At 69.5% G+C, this 22,492-nt stretch carries 19 protein-coding genes and 1 pseudogene; 5 read left to right on the top strand and 15 right to left on the bottom strand.

Annotated elements, in window-relative coordinates; genetic code table 11:
- Window positions 1-253 precede the first annotated feature (253 nt).
- The 13 genes from QQA12_RS08545 to QQA12_RS08485 all read right to left on the bottom strand — a co-directional run bounded on the left by QQA12_RS08545 (window position 254) and on the right by QQA12_RS08485 (window position 13,481).
- Complete coding sequence (locus QQA12_RS08545; protein WP_056932651.1) at window positions 254-1,492, bottom strand: flagellin; 1,239 nt, start codon at window positions 1,490-1,492, stop codon at window positions 254-256.
- A 62-nt stretch (window positions 1,493-1,554) separates the two neighbouring features.
- Entirely contained in the window at window positions 1,555-2,757 is a 1,203-nt protein-coding gene (gene flgL / locus QQA12_RS08540) for a flagellar hook-associated protein FlgL (RefSeq protein WP_054665761.1), read from the bottom strand.
- Window positions 2,757-4,640, bottom strand: coding sequence for a flagellar hook-associated protein FlgK (gene flgK / locus QQA12_RS08535; RefSeq protein ID WP_226049057.1), 1,884 nt, complete (start codon window positions 4,638-4,640; stop codon window positions 2,757-2,759). Before flgK ends, flgL begins: the two co-directional genes overlap by 1 nt.
- Before the next feature lie 11 nt (window positions 4,641-4,651).
- The gene (gene flgJ, locus QQA12_RS08530; RefSeq protein ID WP_226049056.1) at window positions 4,652-5,854 is read right to left on the bottom strand and encodes a flagellar assembly peptidoglycan hydrolase FlgJ; all 1,203 of its coding nucleotides are present in this window, start codon (window positions 5,852-5,854) and stop codon (window positions 4,652-4,654) included.
- A gap of 2 nt (window positions 5,855-5,856) precedes the next feature.
- Entirely contained in the window at window positions 5,857-6,975 is a 1,119-nt protein-coding gene (locus tag QQA12_RS08525) for a flagellar basal body P-ring protein FlgI (protein WP_056932661.1), read from the bottom strand.
- Window positions 6,976-7,032: 57 nt separating this feature from the next.
- Window positions 7,033-7,725 (bottom strand): flagellar basal body L-ring protein FlgH, encoded by a 693-nt coding sequence (gene flgH / locus QQA12_RS08520; RefSeq protein ID WP_054665753.1) that lies wholly within the window; start codon window positions 7,723-7,725, stop codon window positions 7,033-7,035.
- A 23-nt stretch (window positions 7,726-7,748) separates the two neighbouring features.
- Entirely contained in the window at window positions 7,749-8,534 is a 786-nt protein-coding gene (flgG, locus tag QQA12_RS08515; RefSeq protein ID WP_054665751.1) for a flagellar basal-body rod protein FlgG, read from the bottom strand.
- Window positions 8,535-8,634: 100 nt separating this feature from the next.
- On the bottom strand, window positions 8,635-9,384 hold the full coding sequence (locus tag QQA12_RS08510) for a flagellar basal body rod protein FlgF (protein ID WP_226049055.1): 750 nt from the start codon (window positions 9,382-9,384) through the stop codon (window positions 8,635-8,637).
- Window positions 9,385-9,536: 152 nt separating this feature from the next.
- On the bottom strand, window positions 9,537-10,814 hold the full coding sequence (flgE, locus tag QQA12_RS08505; protein ID WP_226049054.1) for a flagellar hook protein FlgE: 1,278 nt from the start codon (window positions 10,812-10,814) through the stop codon (window positions 9,537-9,539).
- 34 nt (window positions 10,815-10,848) lie between these two features.
- Window positions 10,849-11,523 (bottom strand): flagellar hook capping FlgD N-terminal domain-containing protein, encoded by a 675-nt coding sequence (locus QQA12_RS08500; protein ID WP_054665742.1) that lies wholly within the window; start codon window positions 11,521-11,523, stop codon window positions 10,849-10,851.
- A gap of 23 nt (window positions 11,524-11,546) precedes the next feature.
- The gene (flgC, locus tag QQA12_RS08495) at window positions 11,547-11,954 is read right to left on the bottom strand and encodes a flagellar basal body rod protein FlgC (protein ID WP_054665740.1); all 408 of its coding nucleotides are present in this window, start codon (window positions 11,952-11,954) and stop codon (window positions 11,547-11,549) included.
- 10 nt (window positions 11,955-11,964) lie between these two features.
- Window positions 11,965-12,363: a flagellar basal body rod protein FlgB gene (flgB, locus tag QQA12_RS08490; RefSeq protein WP_054665738.1), complete on the bottom strand. Its 399-nt coding sequence runs from the start codon at window positions 12,361-12,363 to the stop codon at window positions 11,965-11,967.
- A 173-nt stretch (window positions 12,364-12,536) separates the two neighbouring features.
- A complete protein-coding gene (locus tag QQA12_RS08485) occupies window positions 12,537-13,481 on the bottom strand; it encodes a chemotaxis protein (protein WP_056932645.1) in 945 nt (314 codons plus the stop codon).
- A gap of 164 nt (window positions 13,482-13,645) precedes the next feature.
- On the opposite strand from QQA12_RS08485, the gene flgA reads away from it, so the two are divergent.
- The 4 genes from flgA to QQA12_RS08465 all read left to right on the top strand — a co-directional run bounded on the left by flgA (window position 13,646) and on the right by QQA12_RS08465 (window position 16,295).
- Window positions 13,646-14,290: a flagellar basal body P-ring formation chaperone FlgA gene (flgA, locus tag QQA12_RS08480; protein WP_182212856.1), complete on the top strand. Its 645-nt coding sequence runs from the start codon at window positions 13,646-13,648 to the stop codon at window positions 14,288-14,290.
- Window positions 14,291-14,355: 65 nt separating this feature from the next.
- Window positions 14,356-14,658, top strand: a complete 303-nt coding sequence (flgM, locus tag QQA12_RS08475; protein WP_226049053.1) for a flagellar biosynthesis anti-sigma factor FlgM — start codon at window positions 14,356-14,358, stop codon at window positions 14,656-14,658.
- A gap of 2 nt (window positions 14,659-14,660) precedes the next feature.
- Entirely contained in the window at window positions 14,661-14,993 is a 333-nt protein-coding gene (locus tag QQA12_RS08470) for a flagellar protein FlgN (protein ID WP_182212908.1), read from the top strand.
- 150 nt (window positions 14,994-15,143) lie between these two features.
- Entirely contained in the window at window positions 15,144-16,295 is a 1,152-nt protein-coding gene (locus QQA12_RS08465; protein ID WP_226049919.1) for an ATP-binding protein, read from the top strand.
- Between the two features lie 55 nt (window positions 16,296-16,350).
- Here QQA12_RS08465 and QQA12_RS08460 read toward each other — a convergent pair whose 3' ends face one another.
- Both QQA12_RS08460 and QQA12_RS08455 read right to left on the bottom strand, forming a co-directional pair.
- On the bottom strand, window positions 16,351-18,096 hold the full coding sequence (locus QQA12_RS08460; protein WP_226049052.1) for an EAL domain-containing protein: 1,746 nt from the start codon (window positions 18,094-18,096) through the stop codon (window positions 16,351-16,353).
- A 2-nt stretch (window positions 18,097-18,098) separates the two neighbouring features.
- Window positions 18,099-18,830 (bottom strand): annotated as a pseudogene (locus tag QQA12_RS08455) (sensor histidine kinase); the annotation flags it as partial.
- A gap of 391 nt (window positions 18,831-19,221) precedes the next feature.
- On the opposite strand from QQA12_RS08455, the gene QQA12_RS08450 reads away from it, so the two are divergent.
- A complete protein-coding gene (locus tag QQA12_RS08450) occupies window positions 19,222-22,011 on the top strand; it encodes an EAL domain-containing protein (RefSeq protein ID WP_226049051.1) in 2,790 nt (929 codons plus the stop codon).
- The last annotated feature ends 481 nt before the right edge of the window (window positions 22,012-22,492 follow it).

Here is a 22,492-nt window from a genome sequence, read left to right as displayed (position 1 = left end):
GTGGAGTGGCGTAGGGCGCCGCAGTACCGCTGCTGATACCAATAACGGCAGCATCCCCGGCAGCTTTAGGGCCTGCCCGGAAAAACGGATCGCACGATCCGCGGATGCTTCCGGATGCATGCGTCATACGGAAACGGCGCTGGAACCCAGGGTTCCAGCGCCGTTGTTTTTTCCACCGCCGGTGCGGCCGTCCCCGGAAAGACAGAGCCCCGGGCGTGCCGGGGCTCTGCTTCCTGCCGCTTCCGGTGCCGGCTTACTTGAGCAGGTTGAGCACGTTCTGCGGGACCTGGTTGGCCTGGGCCAGCATCGCGGTGCCTGCCTGCTGCAGGATCTGCGTGCGGGTCATCTCGGCCGTTTCCTTGGCGTAGTCGGCGTCGCGGATGCGGCTGCGCGAAGCGGACAGGTTCTCCGAGGTGGTGGACAGGTTGGCGATGGTGGAGGTGAAGCGGTTCTGGATGGCGCCCATCTCCGCGCGCGAGCCGCTGACCGCGGTCAGCGACTTGTCCACGATTTCGAGTGCGCGCTGGGCGCCGGCGAAATTGGAGATGTCCAGGTTCTCCAGGTGGTTGATGCCACCGCCGGCCGCTGCGGTGCCGGCCGAGGCCACCGAGGCCGGCAGGTCGGCGGCCAGCGACAGGGTGATGCCGGTGCCGCCGCTGAGGGTGCCGTTGCTCACGCCCTCGAAGTCCTGGCCGGCCTTGAGCGAGGTCAGCCTGATGTTGCCGCCGCTGACCTCGGCGTACAGCCCGGTCTGGTCGAGCTTGTTGTTGAACGCCTGGGCGATCTTCTTCTGCACGGCCGCGGCATCGTCGCCCACTTCGATCTTGACGTCGTCCAGGGTGATGGTGGTGACACCGGCGGCGCCGGCCGGGGCGCCGGCGGCGCGGATCGACACGGCGATGCCCTTGATCGCGCCCGAGGCGGTGGCCGCGGTGCCGCCGACGCCGGCGCCGCTGACGGTGTCGGCGAAGCCGGCACGGCCCAGCTGGTCGATGTTGGCATCGACGATGCTGTTCACCGCGATGGTCTGGCCGGCGTCGGCGCCGACTTGGAACAGCGCGCCGGTGAAGCTGCCGTCCAGCAGCTTGGTGCCGTTGAAGCTGGTCTGGTTGGCGACGCGGTCGATCTCGCTCAGCAGCTGCTGCACTTCGGCGTTGAGCGCGTCGCGGTCGCTGCTGGAGTTGGTGGCGTTGGCCGACTGCACCGCCAGTTCGCGGATGCGCTGCAGGTTGCTGCTGATCTCGACCATCGCGCCTTCGGCGGTCTGCGCCAGCGAGATGCCGTCGTTGGCGTTGCGGGTGGCAACGTCCAGGCCGCGGATCTGGGTGGTGAAGCGCTCGGAAATCGCCAGACCGGCGGCGTCGTCCTTGGCGCTGTTGATGCGCAGGCCCGAGGACAGACGCTGGATGCTGGTCGCCAGGCTGCTGCCGCTGGTGTTCAGGTTGCGCTGGGCGTTCAGCGACATGATGTTGGTGTTGATGACTTGTGCCATGGGACTTCTCCGTTGTGCTCGGGTCTTGCGTGATATGGGAAGGCGGTTTGCGTTTGTCTGGATCAGCGGATCATGTTGAACAGCGACATGGACTGCATTTGCGTGAACACGGTCTGTGCGGCCTGCAGGGCGGCGCCTTCGAGCTTGTACTGGCCGATGGCCTCGGCGTAGTCGAGGTCACGCAGCTGCGAAAGCGAATCCTTCAGGGTGATGGCATTGGCCTCGCGCAGCGAGGCGGCGTTGTCGATGGCACTGAGCTGCGCGCCACCGGATGCGCGCGAATCGATCATCTTTTCCGAGGCGCGGGCCACGTCGCGCAGGCTCGACTGCAGCAGGTTCTGCTGCGCGGTGCGGCCGGCGAGGGTGGAAGTGTCCATCTGCAGCGCCTGGGACAGGCGGTCGATGGTGGAGAACACATCGCGGTTGCCGGCCTGGCCGACCGTGAACTCGTCGCCGGCCGCCGGCACGCCGGTCATGCGTACGCGCAGGCCCTGGAAGACGATGTCGTCGCCCTCGGCATAGGTGCCGCTGCCGACCGTGGCACCGCCGCCGTCGAGGATGTCGTAGGCGCCGGGGCCGGTGAAGCGCACCGTGTAGCTGTCGCCATTCCAGCTGGCGCTGCCGTCGCGGCTGGCGCCGGTCAGCACCGCCTGGCCGGTGTTGCCGGCCGCGGCGCTGCCGTCGATGGTGCCGTCGCCGGTGCGGATGCGCATGAAGATCTCGCTGCCGGGCAGGGCGTCCTGCACGAAGCTGCCGGGCGCGACCTCGACCTGGCGCTGGGTCTGGTCGCCGTTGTACAGGATGCTGCCGTTGTTGGCCGAGAACGGGGCCACGCCGTCGGCGGTACCACCGAACAGGAAGCGGCCGTTGCCGTCGGTGCTGTTGGCCAGCGACAGCAGCGACTCGCGGATCGAGCGCAGCTCGGCGGACACGCTCTTGCGGTCCTCCGCCGACAACGCGGCGTTGTTGGACTGGATGGCCAGGTCGGAGACCCGCTGCAGCAGTTCGCCGGCCTGCGCCAGGGCGTTTTCCTGCAGGCCCAGCCGGTTCTGCACGTTCGCCGCGTTCGAACCCAGCTGGTCCAGTTCGGCCAGGATGCGGTCCATGCCCACGGCGGTGCCGGAGGCGACCGGGTCGTCCTTGGCGGAGACCAGCTTCTGGCCGGTGGCCAGCTGGCGTTCCAGGTGGTTGAGCTTGCTCTGCTTGGCGAGCATCAGGAACACCGACTGGTCGTACATCATGCTGCTGGAGATGCGGTTGTTCATCAGCCCACCGCCCGCAGGATCGACTGGAACATGGTGTCCGCCGTGGAGATCAGCTGCGAGGCGGCCTGGTAGGCCTGCTGCAGGCGGAGCATGTCCGCCGCTTCCTCGTCCAGGTTCACCCCGGAGATCGAATCGCGCGTGGCCTGCGCGTTTTCGTTGATCACCTGCTGCGCCTGCAGCGAGTAGTCGGCCGCACGCGCGGCTGCGCCGATCTGCGTGGTCAGCCCGCCCAGCGCGCCGTTGAGCGTCACGGTGCCGCCGTTGAAGGCCTTGGCCTCCTCGACCCCGGCCATGCGCGTGGCGTTGCCGTTGTCGCTGGAGCCGGCCTGGGTGCGCGACACGGTGAAGGTATCGCCGGCGGCAGGCTTGCCGTCGAGCACCAGGCTCCAGCCGTTGGCGGCGATGGTCTGGCCGGGCGTGTAGGGCAGCGGCGGGCCACCGTTGATGGTGTAGTTGTTGGCGTCGATGAAATCGATGCTGACCGGGTCGAGCAGGGCGCCATTGGCGGCATCGGTGATGTCGAGCTTGCCGGCCACGCCGGTGCCGACGTTGCCGAGGTCGGCCTTGGCACGCACCGGATTGGCGGCGGCGATGCGCGAAGGGTCGCTGATCGCCACCGCCAGCCCGCCGGGCGCGGCCGCGGTGGGCTGCACCAGGAAACGGTCGTTCAGTGCCGGGGTGCCGCCGACCACCAGTTCGATGCCATTGACCACGAACGGATCGGCGGCGCTGCCGCTGCCGCTCATCGGCACCTGGGCGCCGGTGTCGGTGCGGGTGGCCACCCAGCTGCTGCCGTCGAAACGCAGCTGCAGGTTCTGGCCGTCCAGCGCGGCGACGTCGCCATAGCTGGCGCTGACCGTGGCGGTGCTTGTGCTGCTGTTGCCGCTGTGCGCGGCGACCTTGGGCGGGGCGAGGCTGAAGAAATCCACGCCCATGTCGCCGTACAGGTCCATGCCTTCGCGGTGGCTCTCGTTGAACGCCTGCGCCAGGCCGACGGCGATGCGGCCGAGTTCGGCCTGCGCCGGGGTCAGCACGGTGTCGCGGAATTCGAGCAGGCCGCCGATGCTGCCGCCCAGCGCCTTGCCATCCAGGACGATGGTCTGGCCCTGGGTCTTGAGCGCCAGCTGCAGGCGTTCGGGCTGGTACGGATCGGCCACGGTGGTGACCTGCGAGGCGGTGCCGCCGACCACCAGCGCATGGCCGCCGGCCGAGTACACGTTCATGATGCCGCCATCCTGGATGACGGCGGTGCCACCGGTGTAGCCCACCAGCTGGGTGATCAGCTGGTCGCGGCGATCGAGCAGGTCCGGCGCGACGCCGGTGATGTCGCCGCCGATGGTGCTGTTGATCTGCGCGATCTCCCGGGCCAGGCGGTTGATCTCGCCGGTGCCGGCGATCAGGCCGTTGTTGACCTCGTTGCCGAGGGTGTCCAGGTTGCCGTTCAACTGCTTGAAGCGGTTGACCAGGTCGTTGGCGTTGTCGAGCATGCTGCGGCGGTCGGCGGTGCCGGCGGCGTTGGCCGACAGGCCGCTGACCGAATCGAAGAAGTTGGACCAGATGCCATTGAGGTTGGTCGCGCTGTCGGAGAACAACGCATCCACCCGGTCGGCCAGCCCGGAAAGCTGCTTCAGCCGGGCCAGTTCGCCGCTGCTGTCGAGCAGGCGCGAGATCGCCAGCTGGTCGGCCACGCGGCGGATGTCGGTGATGCGGGTGCCGTTGCCGACGTCGCCATAGCCCAAGTCGGTGGGGTTGCGCGTGGCGAAATCGACCTTCTGCCGGCTGTAGCCGTCGGTCTTGATGTTGGCCACGTTGTGGCTGACGGTCGCCAGCGCCCGCTGGAAGGCGATGAGGGCGCTGCTACCGGTGGAGAGGACACTGGACATCGGGTTCTATCTCAACGGCGGGTGATGCCGGCCAGGCCGGCGGCTTGGGCGAAGGTCTGGCCGAGGCGGGTGCCGGCCTGGCCGATGGCGGCCACGGCGCGGTCGATGGTCGGACCTGCGGCGATGGCGGCGATCTTGGCGGCGTAGCCCGGATCGGTTGCATACCCGGCACGTTGCAAGCCCTGTGCAAAACCGCGCACGTCGCTGCCGGCCTTGAGCGCGGCCTGGTAGCGCGGGCTGTTCTTGAGCATGCGCACGTAGTCGCCGAAGCTCTCGGCCGGCGACTCGTAGGCACGGAAGCGCGCGGTCTGGCTGTGGCGCTGGCCGTCGACGTACTCGTGGGTCGCGGCGCTGGCGCTCTCGCCCTTCCAGCCGCTGGCCTTGATGCCGAACAGGTTGTGGCTGCTGGTGCCGTTGTCGCGCTTGATGTGGCGGCGGCCCCAACCGGTCTCCAGCGCGGCCTGCGCGACCAGCGCACGCGGATCGACGCCGAGTTCGCGCGCGGCCTTCTCGGCATGCGGCCAGATGCTGGCGACGAAGCCTTCCGGGGTGTGCTTGCCGAGCTGGTCGGCGGCGGCGTTGGCGGTGGCCATGTCCACGCCATCGGTACGGGGTGCGGCCGGACCGACGCCGCTCCAGCGGTCGTTGGCCAGGGCCCAGTCGGCCGTTGCCGCGGCGGTTTCCGGGACCACGCCGCGGCCGCCGATGGCCGCATGCAGGCTGCCGCTGTCGCGGCCGGCGATCAGGTCCAGCATCTGCTCCTGCGGCATGGCCGGGGCGCTGGCCATGGCCTGCAGCGAATCCGCTCCAGGCGGATCCGCCTGGAGCGCGGCCTGGGGGCCCGGCAGCGCCATCGGCGCCGTCGCGGCGGCAGGGGCCAGCAGCCGGTAGGCCTGCGCGGCCTTCGCCGCCGGGACCAGCGAGGTGTCCAGCGGCTGGGTCGCCTTGTCGGTGCCGCCGAGCTGGCGCGCGATCATCGTCGACAGGCCCAGGCCACGGCCCTTGGTCATGGCCTCGGCAATGCGCTGGTCGTACATCTCGCGGAACATCTGGTTCTCGCCGGGGAACAGCGAGTCGCCAAAGCTGGCCGCGCGCATGCTCTTGATCAGCATCTGCGCGAACTGGCCTTCGAGCTGGCGCGAGACCTTGTCGATCTTCGCCGGGTCGTTGCCGGTGACCGCGTTGAGCTCCAGTGACGGGGCAGCGATGCGCATGATCAGATCACCTCCAGCTCGGCACTGAGCGCACCGGCCTGCTTGAGGGCTTCCAGGATCGCGATCAGGTCGCCGGGCGCGGCGCCGACCTCGTTCACCGCACGCACGATCTCGTCCAGCGTGGTGCCGCCGTCGAAGCGGAACATGCGGCTGCCTTCGTTGCTGGCGGTGATCGTGGACTGCGGCGCGGTCACGGTCTGGCCGCCACCGAGGGCATTGGGCTGGCTGACCTGGGTGGCCTCGTTGATCGTCACCGTCAACGAGCCATGCGCGATCGCCGCCGGGCTGACCCGTACCTGCGAGCCGATGACCACGGTGCCGGTACGCGAATTGACCACCACCCGCGCCGGCGCGGTGCCGGGCGAGAGTTCGATGTTCTCGATGCGTGCCAGCAGGCCGATGCGCGCGCCCTGGTCGCTCGGCGCCTGCACCGCGACCGTGACGCCGTCGACCGCGCGCGCGGCGCCCTCGCCGAAGGCGTTGTTGAGTGCGGCCACCATGCGCGCGACGGTGGTGAAATCGTTCTGGTGCAGGTTCAGGGTGATTTCGCCGCTGGCGCCGAACACGTCCGGCAGGGCGCGTTCGACGGTTGCACCACCCGGGATGCGGCCGACGCTGGGCACGTTCACCGATACCCGCGAACCATCCTTGCCCTGCGCGCCGAAGCCGCCCACCACCAGGTTGCCCTGGGCAATGGCATAGACCTGCCCGTCGGCACCCTTGAGCGGGGCCATCAGCAGCGAGCCGCCACGCAGCGAGATCGCGTTGCCGATGGAAGACACGGTGATGTCGATGGTCTGGCCAGGCTTGGCGAACGGCGGCAGCTCGGCGTGGATCGCCACGGCGGCCACGTTCTTCAGCTGCGGGTTGACGTTCGGCGGAACGTTGACGCCCAGCTCGCCAAGCATGTTCTTCAGGCTCTGCACGGTGAACGGCGCCTGGCTGGTGCGGTCGCCGCTGCCGTCCAGGCCGACCACCAGGCCGTAGCCGACCAGCGCATTGCCGCGCACGCCACCGACCTGGGCCAGATCCTTGATGCGCTCGGCGTGCGCCGGCAGTGCCAGCACCAGCAGCAGCGCGGCCAGCCCCAGGGGCTTACAGGTGCCGCGGAGGCCGTGCATCAGGCGCTGCATGCGCGCGGCCAGTGTGCGGGAGGTAACCGTCATCATCCGTCCTCCTCAGTACGGCGCCAGGCGCGAGTTGAAGAACCGCCCCAGCCAGCCCATCGCGTTGGACTGCGCCACCGCGCCGCGGCCGCCATAGGCGATGCGCGCGTCGGCGACCTTGCTGGAAGGGATGGTGTTGTCGGTGGCGATGTCGGCCGCGCGCACGATGCCCTGGATCTGCACCAGCTCGTCGCCCTGGTTCAGGCGCAGGCTCTTCTGGCCCTGCACCACCAGGTTGCCGTTGGGCAGGCGCTGGATCACGGTCACGGTCACGCTGCCCTGCAGGCGGTTGCTCTGCGCGCTGCTGCCCTTGCCGGTGAAGTCGCGCTCGCCACGGGCGCTGGCGGCCAGCACCTCCTTGCCGCCCAGGGTCACCGGCGCGCCGAACAGGCTCGGCGAACCGATGTCCATGCTCGACTTCTTGCCGATGGCGGTATTGGCGCTGGTGGTGGCCGAGGTGCTCTCGACCAGGGTGATGGTCAGCAGGTCGCCGACGTCGCGGGCGCGGCGGTCGCCGTAGAGATTCAGGCCCGGGCCGGCGGCGTAGATCGCGCCGGCCGTGGCCTCGGCCGCCGGCGCGACCACCGGCACCACCGGCGCCATGGCCGGGTAGGGGCGGATGTCGCCGGCGACCACGCAGCCACCCAGCAGCACCAGGCTGGCGGCGGCGCAGGAAAGACGGAGGACGTTGGACAGGCGGGCCATGGCGGGTTCCGTAAGCGGCACGATCAGACGTTGTTGTTGAGGTAGCCGAGCATCGAATCGGTGGTGGAAATGGCCTTGGCGTTCATTTCGTAGGCGCGCTGGGTTTCGATCATCGCCACCAGTTCCTCGACCACGTTGACGTTGCTGCCTTCCAGCGCGCCCTGGACGATGCCGCCGAGGCCGTTGAGGCCGGGGGTGCCGTTCTGCGCAGGGCCCGAGGCCGTGGTTTCCAGGTACAGGTTCTCGCCCTTGGCCTGCAGGCCGGCGGGGTTGATGAAGTCGGTCAGCGTCAGCGAACCGATCTCCACCGATGCCGCATCGCCGGCCATCTTCACGCTGACGGTGCCGTCCGCGCCGATGGTCAGCGACTGCGCGCCTTCCGGGATCTGGATGCCGGGCTGCACCGGGTAGCCGCTGCTGGTGACCAGTTCGCCCTGCGGACTCATCTGGAAGCTGCCGTCGCGGGTGTAGGCCGAGCTGCCGTCGGGCAGCATCACTTCGAAGAAGCCGCGGCCGTTGACCATCACGTCCAGGGCGCGGCCGGTCTGTTGCTGGCCACCCTGCTGGAAGTTCTTGGAGGTGGCCACCACGCGCACGCCGGTGCCCAGCTGCAGGCCGGTCGGCAACTGCGTCTGCGCCGAGGACGAGCCGCCGGGCTGGCGCACCTGCTGGTACAGCAGGTCCTCGAAACTGGCGCGGTCCTGCTTGAAGCCGGTGGTGTTGGTGTTGGCGAGGTTGTTGGAGACAACGGACATGCGCGTCTGCTGCGCATCCAGGCCGGTCTTGGCGACCCACAGTGCCTGATTCATGAGCGGTTCCTCTGCGGCGGGTGCCGGCCCTCAGGGCCGTTGCAGGATGTAATGCATGGCCTGTGCCAGAACCGCGCGCCAATCGGCCGGCGCGGCGGCGTCAGCCGTTCAGGCGCAGCAGCGTGTTGGCGCTGCGCGCGTTCTCGTCGCCGTGCTTGATGACCTTGACCTGCATCTCGAACTGGCGCTGCAGCTGGATCATCTGCACCAGCGCGCCGGCCGCGTCGACGTTGCTGGACTCGAGCATGCCGCTGTCCAGCGCCTTGCCCTGGACCTGCGCGAACGGCTGTTGCGGGTCGGTGTTGCGCATCAGCCCGTCGAGGCCGCGCTGCAGCCGTGCGTCCGGTGCCTGCACCACGCGCAACCGCCCGACCATGGCCATGGTCTGCGGTCCTTCGCCCAGCGGGATGACCGACAGCGTGCCGTCGTGGCCGATCTCGATGGCCTGGTGCGGGGGCACCGCCAGCGGGTTGCCGTTCTCGTCGAGCACGGCATTGCCGTCGGCGGTGACCAGCTGGCCGTTGGGGGTGAGCGTCAACGCACCGGCGCGGGTGTAGGCCTCGCTGCCGTCGCGCGACTGCACCGCCAGCCAGCTGCCCGGCTGCAACGACAGGTCCAGCGCGTTGCCGGTGATCTGCTGCGCGCCGATGCGGCGGTTGAAACCGGCATCGACATGCAGGGCGTCGATGCGCGAGGCATAGCCCTGGCCCTGGATCGGGAACGCCTCGGTGTTGGCCAGCGCTTCCTTGAAACCGGGCGTGTCGGAGTTGGCCAGGTTGTGGGAAACGGTGGCCTGCGCCTGCAGCGAGGCACGGGCACCGGTCATGGCGACGTAGAGGGCTTTGTCCATCGGGGGCGGGGACCTGGAAGCGGGGAGCGGGAAGTGGCGCGGTGCCGGAGGCGGAAGGCGCGGGAGGCGGAAGGCGCGGGAGGCGGAAGGCGCGGGAGGCGGAAGGCGCGGGAGCCGGGGCGGCGCGCGCCCCCGCTCCCGCCGGATCCGGCTTAGCGGATGTTGATCACCGTCTGGGTGATCTGGTCCTGGGTCGAGAGCATCTGCGCATTGGCCTGGAAGTTGCGCTGCGCGGTGATCATGTTGACCAGCTGCTGGGTCAGGTCGACGGTGGAAGCCTCCAGCGAACCGGCCTGGATCTGGCCCAGGTCGGAGCTGTCCGGCGCGCCGGTACGCGGCGTGCCCGAGGCAAAGGTCTCCGACCACAGGTTGTTGCCTTCGCCCAGCAACCCCTGCGGGTTGTTGAAGTTGCTCAGCGCGACCTGGCCGAGCGCGACGTCCACGCCGTTGGAGTAGCGCGCATACACCACGCCCTTCTCCGAGATGTTGATCTCGTTGAGCTTGCCCGAGGCGTAGCCGTCCTGGCCGGTGTTGTGCTGGTTGAACTTCTCGCCGTACTGGGTGGAGCCGGACACGTCCACGCTCATCGCCAGCTGGCCGGCGCCGGTGCTCGGGGTGAACGCACCCAAGGGAATCTTGCCATCGGCGGGCGTGGTCAGCGCGCCGCTGTCGGAGAACTGCAGCAGGGTCGGGGTGCCGATGACCGCCGGGACCGGCGGGGTGGCGGTGGGGTCGCCGGGCACGCTGCCATTGTTGACCGGCACGCCGTCGACGAAGTTGTAGACCGCCCACTCGTTGGGGTTGGCGGTCTTGACGAAGTACGAGGTCTGGATGTGGCTGACGCCCAGCGAGTCGAACACGGTGATGCCGCCACTGGAATGGCTGTAGCTGTTGCTGACGGCCGGATCGAACGGCGTGATCGTCGGTTCCTTGGCGTTGGCCGGCAGGGTGAAGGCCAGCTCGAGCTGGCTGGTCGGGCGCGGCGCGCTGTCGCCGGACAGCAGGCGCAGGTCGGTCAGGGCGCCATCGAAGCGGGTGCCGTCGGCACTGGGCGCGTAGACCTGCAGGCGTGCACCCTGCGGATTGACCACGTAGCCGTTCTTGTCGGCCTGGAAGTTGCCGGCACGCGAATACACCCGCGAACCATTCATGTTCAGGGTGAAGAAGCCTTCGCCGGCGATCGCCAGGTCCAGGCTGCGGCCGGTCTGGTCGATGTTGCCCTGCGAGAACTGCTGGGCCACGTTGGTCAGGCGTGCGCCCGAACCTATGGCGTTGTTCTGCAGGCCATAGCCGGTCGCGGTCAGGACGTTGGCGAACTCGGCGCGCGATTCCTTGAAGCCGACGGTGTTGACGTTGGCGATGTTGTTGGCGGTGACGCTCAGGTCGGCATTGGCGGTGCTGATGCCGGACAGGGAGGCGTTGAAGCCCATGGCGATACTCCTGGGAATCCGTGGAAGAGGGGGCTCAGCTGACGCGGAGCACGTAGTCGAGCGGGGCCGCGCCGAGCCCCTTGAGGTTCAGGTAGAGGCCGTCGGATCCGACCGTCACGCTCTCCACCTCGGCCTCGACGTAGGTGCTGAGCTTGGTCTGCTTGCCGCTGGCATCGGTGTAGGTGGCGGCGATGGTGTAGGCGCCGGCCGGCATGCGCTTGCCGTTGGCGTCGGTGCCGTCCCACTGGAAGGGCACTTCGCCCGAGGCGTCGGCCGCAACGCTGATCTGGTCGACCTTGTTGCCGTTGGCATCGGTGATGTCGACGACGATCGTGCCGGCGCCCGGCGCGGCCAGGGTGCCCCCGGTCGAGCCGTCGTCGCCGAGCATGAACTTGGTCGAGGGCACCAGCACGTCGTGGCCGACCATGGCCGCGCCGCGCAGGATCTGGTCGCCGGCCATCGATTCCTGGAAGCCGGTGACGCTCTTGTTCAGGTCGTTGATGCCCTGCACCGTGGACAGCTGCGCCATCTGCGCGACCATCTGGCTGTTGTCCATCGGCTTGAGCGGATCCTGGTGCTGCAGCTGGGTGGTCATCAGCCGCAGGAAGTCGGCCTGGTCCAGCGCGTCCTTCTTCTTGGTGCTCTTCGCGGCCGGGGCGTTGAGCCCGAGCGCGCCGAACAGGTCGCTATTGGTGTTGATGCTGCTCATGACGGAATCCTGTGGCGGCCGGCTCAGCGGCCCATGGTCAGGGTGGCCAGGGTCAGTTCCTTGGCGGTGTTGAGCATCTCCACGCCGGCCTGGTAATTGCGCGAGGTGGAGATGAGGTTGACCATCTGCGCCACCGGGTCGATGTCCGGCGAATACACGTAGCCGTCGCCGTCGGCCAGCGGATGGTGGGGTTCGTAACGCTTGAGCGGCGGGGCCTCGCTCTGCGTGACCTGCTTGACCTCCACCCGGGTCAGGCGCGGGTCCTCGCGGCTGGTGACCGCCTGGAAGACCGGTTCCAGCGGCTTGTAGGCCGCGTCGGCCGAACCGGCCACGGTATCGGCGTTGGACAGGTTGGAGGCGATGGTGCTCATGCGCACCGACTGCGCCTGCAGCGCCGAGCCGGCGATGTCGAAGATGGGCAGGTTGCTCATGGCGCTCCCCTTACTGGCCGGTGATGGCGGTGGTCAGGGTGCGTACCTTCGACTCGACGAAGCTCAGCGAGGCGCGGTACTCCAGCGCGGCGCGGCCGTAGGCGGCGCGCTCGGCATCCGGATCCACGGTGTTGCCGTCCAGGCTCGGCTGCACGCCGGGGCGCAGCACCTGGAAGGGATTGAGGCCGTCACCGCCGATGCGGTAGTGCTGTTCGGCGGTGGCGGTCAGCAGGCCGTTGCCATCGGCGCCGCTGGCGCTGCGCAGGGCGGCATCGAAATCCAGGTCGCGGGCCTTGTAGCCCGGGGTGTCGGCGTTGGCCAGGTTGCCGGCGATCAGCTTCATGCGCTGCTCGCGCAACGGCATGGCCTGGGCATGGATGCCCAGGTAGTTGGAAATCAGGTTGGGCATGGCGCGCCTCCCGGGGGAACGATGCCCGGAAGGCTGCAAGTGGCGTGCCAGAAGACGGGCGCCGGGGGCGGGCAGGCACGGCCATGCCCGGTGGCGGGTTCAACCGCGCGGCTGTCGCGGCGCTTGCGCGGGACGGCCCGGGCCGCCCCGCGGCAGGCGGCCCGGAAGCGGCATCACGCCGCCGCGGCCACCTGGCGCAGGCGCTGCAGGACGAAATCGGCCAGTTCGTGGGCGCTGTACTTGGGCACGAAGGCGTTGGCGCCGACGCGCTCGACCATGGCGTTGTTGAACACGCCCGACAGCGAGGTATGCAGCAGCACGAACAGCCCGGCCAGCCCCGGATGGCGGCGGATTTCCGTCGTCAGGGTGTAGCCGTCCATGGCCGGCATCTCGATGTCGGAGATGACCATGGCATAGCGTTCGGCGGGGTTTTCGCCCGCGGCATGGATCTGCAGCAGGTGGTCCAGGGCCTGCTTGCCGTCGGACAGCAGTGTGGCGGTGACCCCCAACTGGTCGAGCACGCTGCGGATCTGCTGGCGGGCCACGCGCGAGTCGTCCACCACCAGCACCTGCATCGGCGGCGCGCCGGCGGGCAGGACCATCGACGGATCGAGCACCGCATCCTTGCTGATCTGCGCAATGTCGGCCAGCACGCTCTCCACGTCGATCACCTGGATCAGCTCGCCCTGGAAGCGGGTGACCGCGGTCAGGTAGCTGGCCTCGGCGCCCAGTTCCGGCGGTGGCTGGATGTCTTCCACCGCGATGTTGACGATCCGTTCCACGCCGCTGACCAGGAAGCCCTGCACCGAGCGGTTGAATTCGGTGACGACCAGGTAGCCGGGCGAGGTGTCCGCGTCGGGCTCGCGCTCGGGGTGGCCGATCGCCAGCCCCAGGTCCAGCACCGGCACCGAGCGGCCGCGCACGTCGGCCACCCCGGAGAACTGCGATGGCAGGCCGGGCACCTGGAACAGGGGCGGGCGCCGCAGCACTTCCTGCACCTTGAAGACGTTGACGCCAAAAAGCTGACGGCCGCCGAGACGGAACAGCAGCAGGGCCAGTCGGTTGTGGCCGGCCAGCCGGGTGCGCTGGTCGATGCGGTTGAGCAGGTCATGTGACATGCAGCCGGTATCGGCAGGGCGGGGCCGGGACTTGAGGGTGGCTGCGGGCGATCCCGCATGCCGTTGCCCCGTGCGACGCGGCAGTGATCGCGGGCGGCGGGGGCGTGGCATTCCGGCACGCCGCTTGCAGGGCTGTGGCCATTGTTTTCGTGGTGGAGTTTCCCATGCGCCTGTCGGCCCTGCTTTGCCTGCTGCTGGCCCTCCCGGTCCAGGCCGCCGATTTCCAGTCGGTGGCCTCGATCCGCGCGGCTGCGCTGTCCACCCTGGACCCGGCCACCGAGGCCGAGGCCAGCGTCGATGCCAGCCTGCGGCTGCCTGCCTGCCCGTCGCCCCTGCAGGCCCGGGCGACCGGCAACCGGACCGTGGAAGTGGCCTGTCCCCAGGCCGGCGGCTGGAAGCTGTTCGTACCGGTGACGGTGCGGCGCGAGCAGGACGTGCTGGTCCTGACCCGCGGCGTCGGTGCTGGAGAAGTGCTGGCCGCCGCCGATATCGGCAGTGTGCGTCGTGACACCGCGCGCATCGCCGGCGCGGTATTGTCCGATCCACAATCGGCCATCGGCCGGGTGGCGCGGCGCGCAATGGGTGCCGGGACCCTGCTGTCGGCCGGCGATCTGGTCTCCCCGCGTATCATCCGGCGTGGAGACAGCGTCGCCCTGGTGTCCCGGCGCGGCGGGGTCGAGGTACGGGTGGCGGGCAAGGCGCTCGCCGATGCGGGTGAGGCCGACCGGGTGCCGGTCGAGAACCTGTCCTCGCGGCGGGTGGTGCAGGGCGTGGCCACGGCCAGCGGCGATGTTCTGGTTTCCCGGTAGATTCCACTAAAGATCAGTCCCCCCTTGCCGTTAACCCTTGTGTACCGAATCAGGACTTCCATCACATGAGCCAGAAAATCGACGGCGGGATCACGGCAAGCGCCCAGTTGCGCCCGCTCGCCACGCCCGCCAAGGCCGCCCCCGCCGGTGGCGGCGAGACCCGTCCGGTCGAGGCCGCCGACAGCGTGCGCCTGACCGGCGAAGCCACCAGCCTGCAGGCCATGCAGCGCGAACTGTCCGCCGCCCCGGCGATCGACACCGCGCGCGTGCAGGCCGTCCGCGAAGCACTGGAGAACGGCAGCTACCAGATCAACCCGGACGCCATCGCCAAGCGCATGCTGGATCTGGACGGACAACTGCAGGCATGAAGCTGGGCGTGGCCGATCCATTGCAGCAGTTGAGCGACGCGCTCGATGGCGAGCGCCAGGCGCTGGTCGAGCACGACGTGCAGGCGCTGGTGGCGGCCACGAGCCTGAAGCTGGAGGCGCTGCGCATCCTCGAGGCGCGGCCGCCGCTGGAACACGCCGACCGCCTGCGCGAGCTGGCCGAGCGCAACCGCGCCAACGGCGTGCTGCTGGCCCGGCGCCGCCGCGAGGTCAGCTGGGCACTGCGCCAGCTCGGCCGCAGCGAGGCCTCGTCGGCCTACGACGCCAAGGGCCAGGCGCACCTTCTGCACACCCGCAAGCCGCTCGCCGTCGCCTGACGGAAGCCCCCCGCCAGGCCTCTCGCGCCTGCGCCGCCGCGGTTATAGTGGGCGACCGTTCAGCCGACCCGCCGCCCCGTGGCCGATACCGCCCCCCCTCCGTTCGCGCCCTTTCCCTCTCCTGCCGTGCTGCGTGCGCTGAGCGACCGCATGCGCGACGGCATGCTGCTGTTCAACGACAGGGGCGAAGTCGCCCTGGCCAACGACGTCGTGCGCGAACTGTTCGGCGCGCAGCCAGGTGACGTGGCCGGGCTGGCACGGCGCCTGGTCGACCTGCTGCCGGCGGCGGCGCTGGGCCAGGCCCGCGAATCGGGCTGCTGGAGCGGCAGCCTGCCGCTGGGCGCGCGTGCGGTGATCGTCCACCTGTACCACCACGAACACCAGGGCGAACACGCCTGCCTGGCGCTGTTCCGCCACATCGACGACCAGGAAGACTACGAGAACGAGCTGCAGCGCCGCCATGCCGAACTGCGCCAGGCCTACCTGCGGCTCAACGGCGCCCAGGAGAAGCTGCTGCAATCGGAAAAAATGGCCTCGATCGGCCAGCTCGCGGCCGGCGTGGCCCACGAGATCAACAACCCGATCGGCTATGTCCATTCGAACCTGGGCAGCCTGCAGGAATACCTGCGCAGCCTGTTCACCGTCATCGAGGCCTACGAGCGCGCCCTGCGCGCGCCGGACCCGAAGGCGCTGATCCCGGAGATCGACGACATCCGCGACCGCCTGGACATCGACTTCATCAGCCGCGACCTGCCGCAGCTGATGGCCGAGTCGCGCGAGGGCATCGAGCGGGTGACGCGCATCGTGCGCGACCTCAAGGACTTCTCGTACTCCGGGCGCGACGAATCGTGGAAGCTGGCCGACCTGCACGCGGGGCTGGAATCGACCATCAACATCATCTGGAACGAGCTCAAGTACAAGGTCACCCTTGAGCGCCGCTACGGCGAGCTGCCGATGGTCGAGTGCCTGCCGTCGGAGTTGAACCAGGTGTACATGAACATGCTGCTCAACGCCGGCCATGCCATCGCCGACCGCGGGCATATCGTGGTCAGCACCGGCGTGGACGGCGAAGAGGTCTGGATCGAGTTCCAGGACAACGGCTCGGGCATTTCCCCGGAACTGCGCCAGCGCATCTTCGATCCGTTCTTCACCACCAAGCCGGTGGGCAGCGGCACCGGGCTGGGCCTGTCGATCTCCTACGGCATCGTCAACAAGCACCACGGCCGCATCGACCTGGACAGCACGGTGGGCGAGGGCTCGCGCTTCCGCATCGTGCTGCCGATCCGCCAGCCCAAGGGCTGAGCGCCAGCGCTGCCGGTGCCCGGCAGCGGCGCTGCTGGGCCGACCCGGGGTCGGCTCATTCCATGCCGTTGATCGAGCGGCCCTGGCTGCCGACGCGCTTCTCGTCGTGGGTGCGGAATGCCTGGCGGATGTGCTCGCGCAGCTCGTCGTCGTTCCAGGGCTTGGTCAGGAAGCGGTAGATCGCGCCGCGGTTGATCGCGTCGGTCACGGTGTTGAGGTCGGTGTAGCCGGACAGCACCAGCCGGATCGTGTCCGGGTAGAGCATCTTCACCCGGCCCAGGAACTCGGTGCCGCTCATGTCGCTCATGCGCTGGTCGGACAGGATCACCTGCACGTCGTTGATCGCCAGCAGGTCGAAGGCATCGCGCACGTTGCCGGCAGCGAGGATGCGGTACCCGTCGCGGCGGAACAGGCGCACCAGCGAGCGCAGCACGTTCTCCTCGTCGTCCAGCAGCAGCAGGGTGCGGTCCGGGCGGGTCTCGGCGAACGCCTCCGGGCGCAGGTAGCGCCGGCGCAGGGTCATGCCGGCGGCTTCGACCGACATCGGCTCGCCGAACAGATAGCCCTGGAACACATCGCAGTCGTTGCGGCGCAGGAAGCCCAGCTGCGCCTGCGACTCGACCCCGTTGGCGATCACCGTCATGCCCAGCTGGTGGCCCATGGCGATGATCGCGCGCGAGATGGCGGCCTCGCGGTTGGCTGCCGGCGCGCTCTTGATGAAGCTGCGGTCGATCTTGAGCTTGTCCACCGGGTAGCGCACCAGCGCGCTTAGACTGGAGTCGCCGGTGCCGAAATTGTCCAGGCTCAGGCTGATGCCCTCGTTGCGCAGGTTGGCCAGGGTCTCGTACACGAAGTTGACGTTGTTGGTCAGCGCGCTCTCGTTGATTTCCAGGGTCAGCATGCGCGCCGGCACCCCGGTGGACTGCAGCAGCGCCATGGTCTCGGCGAAGAAGCTCGGCCGCAGCAGCTGCAGGGTGGACACGTTGACCGCAATGTTGAAATCGTCGAAGCCCTGGTCGCGCCAGATGCGCGCCTGGCGCAGGGTCATTTCCAGCACCCAGGCGCCGATCTGGACGATGATGCCCAGCCGTTCGGCGGTACGCATGAAGCGTTCCGGCACCAGCATGCCCAGCGTCGGCGACTGCCAGCGCAGCAGCGCCTCCATGCCCACGACGTGGCCGTCGCGGGCGCTGACCAGCGGCTGGTAGCGCAGGCGCAGTTCGCCGTTGTCGATGGCGTCCACCAGCTGCCGGGAAATGATGCTCTCGCTGTGCGCGCTGAGTGGCTTGTGCAGCATGTGCACCTGCACCACGTTGCCGCCTTCGCGGCCCGCCTGGTGCAGCGCGTCCTCGGCCAGGTCGAGCAGCCGGCTCGGGTCGGTGGCATGTTCCGGGCTCAGCGACACGCCGATCTTGGCGGTCAGGAACAGGGTGTAGGGCAGCACCGAAAGCGGCAGCTCCATCTGCTGGCGCAGCTGTTCGGCCATTTCCTCCGGCAACGGCACCCCATCCGCCCGCGGGATCGCCAGCACGAACTCGTCGCTGCCATGCCGCCACAGCCGGCCGCGGCCGCGCAGGTGCTCACCCAGCCGCTGCGCGATCAGGACCAGCGCCTGGTCGCCGACGTCGGCGCTCATGTTCTCGTTGACCGAGGCGAAGTGATCGATGTCCAGGTGCAGCAGCATCAGCGGCGTGCCGCCGGCGGCGGCGTCGGCGACCATGGCCGCCAGCTCCGGGTTGCCGGCGCCCAGGCGCGGCGGGGCGGGCGTTCCGGCGGCGGGCGGCGGGGCGGGGTTCCACATCCTCAGGCTCCCTGGCAGGCGGCCGCCTGCGGCATGCGGTAGGGCAGGTGCAGCTCGACCTGGGTACCTTCGCCCGGCGCGGTGTGGATGCGCAGCCAGCCGCCGACGCTCTGCGCGCGCTCGCGCATCACCACCAGCCCCAGCCCGCGCGGGCCGTCCGGATCGAAGCCTTCGCCGTCGTCGGTCACGCGCAACCGCAGCCGGCCGCCGCCATCGTCCTCCAGGCACAGCCGGACCTGGCTGGCCAGCGCATGCCGCAGGGCATTGGTCAGGCTTTCCTGGGCAATGCGGAAACAGGCCTGCTCGACCTCGTTGTCGGGGCGTTGCGGCAGGTCCTCTACATCCATGAGCAGCTCCACCGGCGAGGAACGGAACAGTTGCCCGGCCTGCCAGCGCAGCGCCGCCTCCAGCCCCAGCGCATCGAGTTGCGGCGGGCGCAGCAGCATCGACAGGTTGCGCAGCCGCACCACGGTACTGTCGACCAGTTCCACGATCTGCTCCAGATCCTCGCGGCGGCGCTGGGCATCGTCCTCGTCCATCGCCGCATGCGCGGCCAGCTTGATCGCGGTGACGGCCTGGCCGATATCGTCGTGCAGGTCACGGGAAATCGCCCGGCGCTCATCCTCCTGCACCGAGAACAGACGCCCGGCCATGGCCTGCAGTTCCCGGTTTCCCGTCTCCAGCGCCTTGCGACTGGTCTCGAGCTCGCTGACGTCGCGCGCCGCCAGCACCCGTACCCGGGCCAGCCGCGGCAGGAGCAGGAGCAGGGCCAGTGCCATGTAGGCGGCAACCAGGATGACGGAGGTCACACTCCAGGCCAGCGGATGGGCCGGAATCGCCCGCCAGGTCCAGGGCAGCAGGCCGCACAGCAGGATCAATGCGCCGCCTGCCGCCACAACACCATATGTAGTGCGTTGCAGGCCGGCCATTGCCGACTCGGTGGGGGCCGGATGGCGTGAAGGGAGGGAGCCGTTTTGCATGTGCCGTGGCAGGGTGCCGAGTTCGATCCAGCGACATCTTAACGGGCCATCGCAAACCGCGATGACGCAGTACTCAATTTCCATGAACGGCTGCCGCTATCCCTAGAGTTCCCGGACCTCGGGTGTTTGACTGGAGCGGTAGCGCGTGGATCAGGGCGTGATTGCGAGCATGATGAGCCACCCGCTGGAGGGGGCGATCGTGCTGCTCGATCCGGAGGGCCATCCGCTGGCCGCCAATGCCACGGCCCGCACCCTGGATCTGCCGCGTGGCCTGCAGTTGCATCGGCTGGCCCTGCTGGGCCTGCGCGACCGGGTCGCCGACCAGGGACTGCTGCCGTGTTCGGTGCCCGTCGGGGAGCAGCGCATGGACGGCTTCCTGAGTGCTGCGCGCGCGCAGGACGGTACGGTCTGCGCGTACATCTTCAGTGCCGCCCCGGCCGCCTCGCTGGTGGACGGGCGCTGGCCGCAGCTGCTGCATGACGCCGGCCACGGCGTCTGGGAGTGGGACGTGCCGGCGCACCTGCTGGCGTACCTGGAGCGCAGCGCCGGAGCCGCCCCCGTCACCGGCACCGGCACCGTGCACGAATGGCTGCAACGCACCCACCCGGACGACCGCGCCATGCAGCAGGCCGCTCTGCGGTCGCACCTGCGCGACCCTGCCGTCGCCTACGCCTGCCGGCTGCGCGTGCGCCGCGCCGATGGCGGCTGGCAACAGGTGCACGATCATGGCCAGGTGGTGGCGCGGACGGCCGACGGCCAGGCACTGCGCATGGCCGGTATCCGCATCGGCATCACTTCGGCGGATGCGCCGGGGGCCGATGCGCAGGAACAGCAGGCGCAACTGCGCCACCTGCAGCGCATCGCGGGCCTCGGGACCTGGTCGTGGGAGCGTGACAGCGGCTTTTCCTGGTCGGACGAGATGCTCGCCGCCATCGGCCGTCCCCCGGGCAGCATGCCGTCGGGCCGGCGCTGGCTGGACATGCTCGACGCCGATGCCCGCGCCCAGGTGCTGGCGGCGTGGCGACGGCTGCACCGCGAAGGCCAGCCGCACGCATTCGAACTGGTGCTGGCGGCGGCGCCGATGGAAGTCCCGGGCATCCACCTGCGGGTGTGGATGCATCCCCGGCACGACGCCAGCGGGCGCGTGCGGCGCGTGGCCGGGCAGCTGCAGAACGTGACCGAGCAGCGCCAGACCGACGCCCTGATCCGCTGGCGCACCGAACTGCTCAACCGCGTTTCGGCGCTGGGCCGCATCGGCGGCTGCGAGATCGAGGTGACCACCCGCGGCATGCTCTGGACCGATGAGTGCTACCGCATCCACGGCCTGCGCAAGGAGCCGGTGACGCTGGAGCAGACGCTGGCGCTGTACACGCCCGATTCGCGCGACAGCTTCGAAGCCGCGCTTACCCGCATCGCCGAAGGTGGCCTGCCCGAACAGCTGGACCTGTGCTTTTACCGGCATTCCGGGCAGCGGGTGTGGGTGCAGGTGCAGATCGAGCTGGACCGGCGCGAAGGCCTGCCGGAGCGCTTCGTGGTGCTGTTCCGCGACATCACCCGCGAACGCGAGGCCAACGAGCGCATCGAGCTGTTGGCCCATTACGACCTCCTGACCGGGCTGCCCAACCGCATCCTGCTGCGCGAGCAGACCGAGGAGGCCATCGCCGAGTCGCGCCGCAACGGCAAGATCCTGGCGATGCTGTTCGTCGATCTGGACGGCTTCAAGTCGATCAACGACACCTTCGGCCACGCCACCGGCGACATGCTGCTCAAGGCGGCCGCGGCGCGGCTGCACCAGAACCTGCGCAACGCCGACCTGTTCGGCCGCTTCAATGGCGACGAGTTCGTCGTGGTGCTGCGCCACCTCGCCGACCCGGCCGATGCCGGCCATGTCGCGCGCAAGCTGATCGCCTCGCTGGCCTCGCCGCTGCACCGTGGCGACACCACGCTGAAGGTGGGGGCCAGCGTGGGCATCGCGCTCGCCGACGACAGCCATCGCGATTTCGACACCCTGCTGCGCGCGGCCGACGCCGCCATGCACGCGGCCAAGGAGGCCGGTCGCAACACCTACCAGTACTACAGCCAGGACGTGCTGGCCGGGATCCAGCGACGCCTGCAGATCGAGCACGCGCTGCACGGCGCGCTCGAGCGCGAGGAATTCCAGCTGGTCTACCAGCCCCTGGTCAATGTCGATGGCACACGGCCGCCGGCGATCGAGGCACTGCTGCGCTGGGTCTGTCCGGAACTGGGGCCGTGCAGCCCGGCCGAGTTCATCCCGGTGGCGGAGAAGTGCGGCGAGATCACCCGCATCGGCGAATGGGTGCTCAACGAAGCCTGCCGACAGGCGGCCGCCTGGCATGCCGCGGGGCTGATGTTCGAACGCATCGCGGTGAACGTATCGGCCATGCAGCTGCGCGAGCGCGGCTTCGCCGAGCAGGTGATCGCCATCTGCGAACGCCACCGCTGGCCACCGCACCGGCTGGAACTCGAGCTCACCGAATCGGCCCTGATCCGCGACAGCGACGCGCTGCGGCAGTGTTTCGACACCTTCGAGCGCAACGGCGTGCTGCTGGCCGTGGACGACTTCGGCACCGGTTTCTCCAACCTGCATTACCTCAACCGTTTCCCGGTACAGCGCCTGAAGATCGACCGCAGCTTCGTCCAGCGCATGCTGCACGATGCCGGCACCGCCGAGGTCACCCAGGCCATCGTCCACCTCGGCCATGCGCTGGGCATGCAGGTGGTGGCCGAGGGCGTGGAAACGCGCCAGGAAGAGGCGATGCTGCTGCGCCAGGGGTGCGACGAGATCCAGGGCTACCTGTACTCGCGCCCGCTGCCTTCGCGGGACATGGCCCAGTGGCTGCGTCGCTGCGACGAGGGTGACGGCCCGGGCCCGCAGGCACCCACGCAGGCGGACCTTCCGGCCACCGTCGGCTGAGCATCGGCTCGGCCCCCATGCCGCTTCCTGCTGCGTCCAGTCCCCAGGTGGAGCGGGGCTGCCACGCCCGTGCCACGATGCCCACGCGTTGCTCCCGCCACCCTGACCGCAGGCGTGGCCGGAGCGCAGCCCACCACCTTGCCCGTTGAATCGCCCGCACACCGTCGCGGGGTGCGACAGAGCGTGGCAGCCGCGAGCAACCGGCCGACGGCAGGCACGCGTGCACGGTCTGTCGCCCCGGGGTGGTGCCGGGCCTGCAGGTCGAGGGAGCGGAACCGGCGTGTCCGCATCGCACCGGCCGGCACCCGTGGCTGCAGGCGGGCGGGGAGGGGCGGTCGGCCTGGGCGGCGAAGCAGTCGGGGATGCCGGCAGCGACGGCATGCGCCGGCTGGTGCGCCCGGCATGCGGCAGGTCGCGGGGCGCGCGGCGCGGATGCTTCCGCGGCGGATGGCGTGGCTCGCCGGGACCCGGCAGTCGTCAA

The sequence above is a fragment of the Stenotrophomonas sp. 17(2023) genome, from assembly GCF_030345315.1.
GTDB classification, from domain to species: Bacteria; Pseudomonadota; Gammaproteobacteria; order Xanthomonadales; family Xanthomonadaceae; genus Stenotrophomonas; species Stenotrophomonas acidaminiphila.
This window is presented reverse-complemented; position numbering and strand designations above follow the sequence as displayed.

Excerpts from the sequence above, each read along its gene's own strand:
- QQA12_RS08460 (WP_226049052.1), bottom strand. The coding sequence starts at position 18,096 with ATGTGGAACCCCGCCCCGCCGCCCGCCGCCGGAACGCCCGCCCCGCCG.
- flgM (WP_226049053.1), top strand. The coding sequence starts at position 14,356 with ATGAGCCAGAAAATCGACGGCGGGATCACGGCAAGCGCCCAGTTGCGC.
- QQA12_RS08465 (WP_226049919.1), top strand. The coding sequence starts at position 15,144 with ATGCGCGACGGCATGCTGCTGTTCAACGACAGGGGCGAAGTCGCCCTG.
- flgL (WP_054665761.1), bottom strand. The coding sequence starts at position 2,757 with ATGAACAACCGCATCTCCAGCAGCATGATGTACGACCAGTCGGTGTTC.
- flgE (WP_226049054.1), bottom strand. The coding sequence starts at position 10,814 with ATGGGCTTCAACGCCTCCCTGTCCGGCATCAGCACCGCCAATGCCGAC.
- QQA12_RS08510 (WP_226049055.1), bottom strand. The coding sequence starts at position 9,384 with ATGGACAAAGCCCTCTACGTCGCCATGACCGGTGCCCGTGCCTCGCTG.
- flgJ (WP_226049056.1), bottom strand. The coding sequence starts at position 5,854 with ATGCGCATCGCTGCCCCGTCACTGGAGCTCAACGCGGTCACCGGCAAC.
- QQA12_RS08500 (WP_054665742.1), bottom strand. The coding sequence starts at position 11,523 with ATGAGCAGCATCAACACCAATAGCGACCTGTTCGGCGCGCTCGGGCTC.
- QQA12_RS08525 (WP_056932661.1), bottom strand. The coding sequence starts at position 6,975 with ATGCACGGCCTCCGCGGCACCTGTAAGCCCCTGGGGCTGGCCGCGCTG.
- flgK (WP_226049057.1), bottom strand. The coding sequence starts at position 4,640 with ATGTCCAGTGTCCTCTCCACCGGTAGCAGCGCCCTCATCGCCTTCCAG.
- flgH (WP_054665753.1), bottom strand. The coding sequence starts at position 7,725 with ATGGCCCGCCTGTCCAACGTCCTCCGTCTTTCCTGCGCCGCCGCCAGC.
- QQA12_RS08485 (WP_056932645.1), bottom strand. The coding sequence starts at position 13,481 with ATGTCACATGACCTGCTCAACCGCATCGACCAGCGCACCCGGCTGGCC.
- flgG (WP_054665751.1), bottom strand. The coding sequence starts at position 8,534 with ATGAATCAGGCACTGTGGGTCGCCAAGACCGGCCTGGATGCGCAGCAG.
- flgB (WP_054665738.1), bottom strand. The coding sequence starts at position 12,363 with ATGCCCAACCTGATTTCCAACTACCTGGGCATCCATGCCCAGGCCATG.
- flgC (WP_054665740.1), bottom strand. The coding sequence starts at position 11,954 with ATGAGCAACCTGCCCATCTTCGACATCGCCGGCTCGGCGCTGCAGGCG.
- flgA (WP_182212856.1), top strand. The coding sequence starts at position 13,646 with ATGCGCCTGTCGGCCCTGCTTTGCCTGCTGCTGGCCCTCCCGGTCCAG.
- QQA12_RS08545 (WP_056932651.1), bottom strand. The coding sequence starts at position 1,492 with ATGGCACAAGTCATCAACACCAACATCATGTCGCTGAACGCCCAGCGC.